Origin of the sequence: Microbacterium sp. Leaf351 (assembly GCF_001423825.1) — a bacterium.
GTDB classification, from domain to species: Bacteria; Actinomycetota; Actinomycetes; order Actinomycetales; family Microbacteriaceae; genus Microbacterium; species Microbacterium ginsengisoli.
Genome location: NZ_LMPK01000001.1, coordinates 12,031 through 15,169, shown reverse-complemented (window position 1 = coordinate 15,169; position 3,139 = coordinate 12,031). Strand labels below are relative to the sequence as shown.

The following is a 3,139-nucleotide window of genomic DNA, read 5'->3' as shown; positions in this document are numbered from 1 at the left end:
ACCTCGTGCAGGCGGGCATCGACGACACGGCCGCCACCTTCACGCTCTCGCTCGCACCGCTCGCGTTCCTCGCGTTCACCTTCTTCTTCGCCGCTCGATCGGGCTCGCGCGCCGCGCAGGCGGGCGCCTGGGTGACGGGGGTCGTCTCGGGGGTCGTCGTGTTCGCCGCGGCATCCGCGCTGATCGCGCTGACCGGGGCGCAGCCGCTGGCGAGCGCCGCACTCTGGCAGGCGGTGCTGTTCCCGCCCCTCGTCTATCTCGCGGGTGCCCTCGCGGGCGCGATCGCCCGCGCATGGAGCGACGGCGACGACGGGCTCATCGACGCGGTGCGGTCCCGCACCGACGCACTGCCGGGCATCTGGCCCGAGGTGCCGGGTCTCGCCGTGCGCGGCGCGGTGACCGCCCTGACCGCACTCGTGGGCGTCTCGGCGCTGGCCTTCGCGGTCGCCGTCATCGTGCGGGGCACCGCGATCGTCACCCTCGCGCAGCAGGGCGGCGTCGATCTGATCGGCGCGGTCATGATCGAGCTCGGCCAGCTCGTCTACCTGCCCACCCTCATCGTCTGGACGATGTCCTATCTCGCCGGCCCCGGCTTCGCGCTCGGTGCCGGCTCGACGATCTCCCCCGTCGGCACCCACGCGGGCGTCGTGCCCGGCGTGCCTGTGCTCGCCGCGCTGCCGCCATCGGGGACCGTGTGGCTGCTCGCGCTCGTGCTGCTGCCGATCGCGGCGGGTGCGGTGGCCGGGTGGGTCGTGCGCTCCCGGGTCGCCGACGAGACCGCCACGATCGGCGGACACGAGCCGTGGGGTGCGCTCCTCGCCCTCACCGGCGCGATCGCACTGCTCGCGGGCGGGGGAGCGGCGCTGCTCGCCGCACTCGCCGGCGGATCGATCGGCCCCGGACGCCTCGCCGTCACCGGTCCCGACCCGGGCGCGGTCGCGCTCGCGGTCGCGATCGAGGTCGCGGTGGGAAGCGGCATCCTGCTGCTCGCCCCCCGCGGCGCCCGCGACGACGCCGATCGCCCCGCGCCGGTGACTCTGGGAGGGTCGCCGAGCGCCTGGTTCGACGTCGACGGCACCGGCCGCCCCGACCCGTCGAGCACCGGAGCGGGCGGTCGCGACGAGGGCTCCGAGGCTCCCCGTTAGACTGACCGGGTGCTGACGGTCGCCGTACTGATCTCGGGCACGGGCTCGAACCTCCGAGCCCTGCTGGACGCCGCCGCCGACCCCTCCTATCCCGCCCGCATCGTCGTCGTGGGAGCCGATCGCGAGGCGGACGGCCTCGCGCACGCCGAGGAGTTCGGCGTGCCGACGTTCGTCGTGCCGTGGCGCGGCGCAGCCGAACGCGACGCGTGGGGCGCGGAGCTCTCCGCGCAGCTGCGCGTCTGGCAGCCCGACCTCGTCGTGCTGAGCGGGCTCATGAAGCTGCTGCCCGCCGCGGTCGTCGACGAGTGGTCGCCCCGCATCATCAACACCCACCCCGCGTTCCTGCCCGAGTTCCCGGGCGCGCACGGCGTGCGCGACGCCCTCGCCGCCGGTGCCACCCAGACGGGCGCCAGCGTCATCGTCGTCGACGGCGGCGTCGACGCTGGCCCGATCCTCGCCCAGGAGCGTGTGCCCGTGCTCCCCGGCGACGACGAGAACGCCCTCCACGAACGCATCAAGCCGGTCGAGCGCCGCCTGCTCATCGACATCGTGCGCCGCATCGCCGACGGCGAGCTCGATCTCGCCGCGCCCGCCCTTCCCTGATCCGCAACCCCCGAGAACCGAGGAGCTCCATGGCCGGTCCCCGACACGATCCCGCCGACTACCGACCCCGCGACGTCGTGCCCGTGCGGCGCGCGCTCGTCTCGGTGAGCGACAAGACTGGGCTGCTCGACCTCGCCCGTGCCCTCGCCGACGCCGGCGTCGAGATCGTCTCGACCGGCTCGACCGCGGCCTCCATCCGGGACGCGGGCTTCGCCGTGACGGATGTCGCCTCGGTCACCGGCTTCCCGGAGTCGCTCGACGGCCGTGTGAAGACGCTCCACCCCGCCGTGCACGCGGGCCTCCTCGCCGACCTGCGGCTGGCGACCCACGAGGCCCAGCTCGCCGAGCTGGGCATCGCCCCGTTCGAGCTCGTCGTCGTGAACCTGTACCCCTTCGTCGAGACGGTCGCCTCGGGCGCCCAGGGCGACGACGTGGTCGAGCAGATCGACATCGGCGGCCCCGCCATGGTGCGCGCCTCGGCGAAGAACTTCGCGAACGTCGCGATCGTCGTCTCGCCCATGTCGTACCCCGCGATCATCGACGCGCTCGGCGCCGGCGGCACGACGCTCGACCAGCGCCGCGATCTCGCCGCCCGGGCGTTCGCTCACACGGCGGACTACGACCGCGCGGTGGCGACGTGGTTCTCCGAGGAGACCCTCACGACCGAGGACCTGCCCGCCCACCTCACGATCCGCGCAGAGCGCATGTCGACGCTGCGCTACGGCGAGAACAGCCACCAGCGCGCGGCGATCTACACGCGTGCGGGCGGCCACGGCATCGCCCAGGCGACCCAGCTGCAGGGCAAGGAGATGTCGTACAACAACTTCGTCGACGCGGATGCCGCGCTCCGCGCCGCGTTCGACATGGTGCTGCCCGCGGTCGCGATCATCAAGCACGCGAACCCCTGCGGCATCGCGGTCACCGCGGCGAACGCGCTCGACCCGATCGCGTCGGCCCACCTGCGCGCCCACGCCTGCGACCCGGTGTCGGCCTTCGGCGGCGTGATCGCCGCGAACCGCACCGTGACGCTCAAGATGGCCGAGAACCTGCGCGACATCTTCACCGAGGTGATCGTCGCCCCCGACTTCGAGCCGGAGGCGCTGGAGCTGTTCAAGCTCAAGAAGAACCTGCGCGTGCTGCGTCTTCCCACCGACTGGCGCCAGGAGCCCATGGATGTGCGGCTCGTCTCGGGCGGCCTGCTGCTGCAGGACGCCGACCGCTTCCCGGCCGACATCGACTCGGTGTGGAAGAACTGGCAGCTCATCACGGGCGAGATGCCCACGCACGACGAGCTGCAGAACCTCGTGTTCGCGTGGAAGGCCGGTCGCGCCGTCAAGTCCAACGCGATCGTGCTCGCGAAGGACTCCGCCACGGTCGGCATCGGCATGGGC

At 73.2% G+C, this 3,139-nt stretch carries 3 protein-coding genes; all 3 read left to right on the top strand.

What is annotated here, in order from left to right:
- A partial coding sequence (locus ASG00_RS00050; RefSeq protein WP_200930806.1) for a cell division protein PerM occupies positions 1 to 1,145 on the top strand: 1,145 nt, incomplete at its 5' end.
- A 9-nt stretch (positions 1,146 to 1,154) separates the two neighbouring features.
- On the top strand, positions 1,155 to 1,748 hold the full coding sequence (purN, locus tag ASG00_RS00045; protein ID WP_056206001.1) for a phosphoribosylglycinamide formyltransferase: 594 nt from the start codon (positions 1,155 to 1,157) through the stop codon (positions 1,746 to 1,748).
- Positions 1,749 to 1,777: 29 nt separating this feature from the next.
- On the top strand, positions 1,778 to 3,139 hold a 1,362-nt coding region (gene purH / locus ASG00_RS00040; RefSeq protein WP_235558993.1), incomplete at its 3' end, for a bifunctional phosphoribosylaminoimidazolecarboxamide formyltransferase/IMP cyclohydrolase.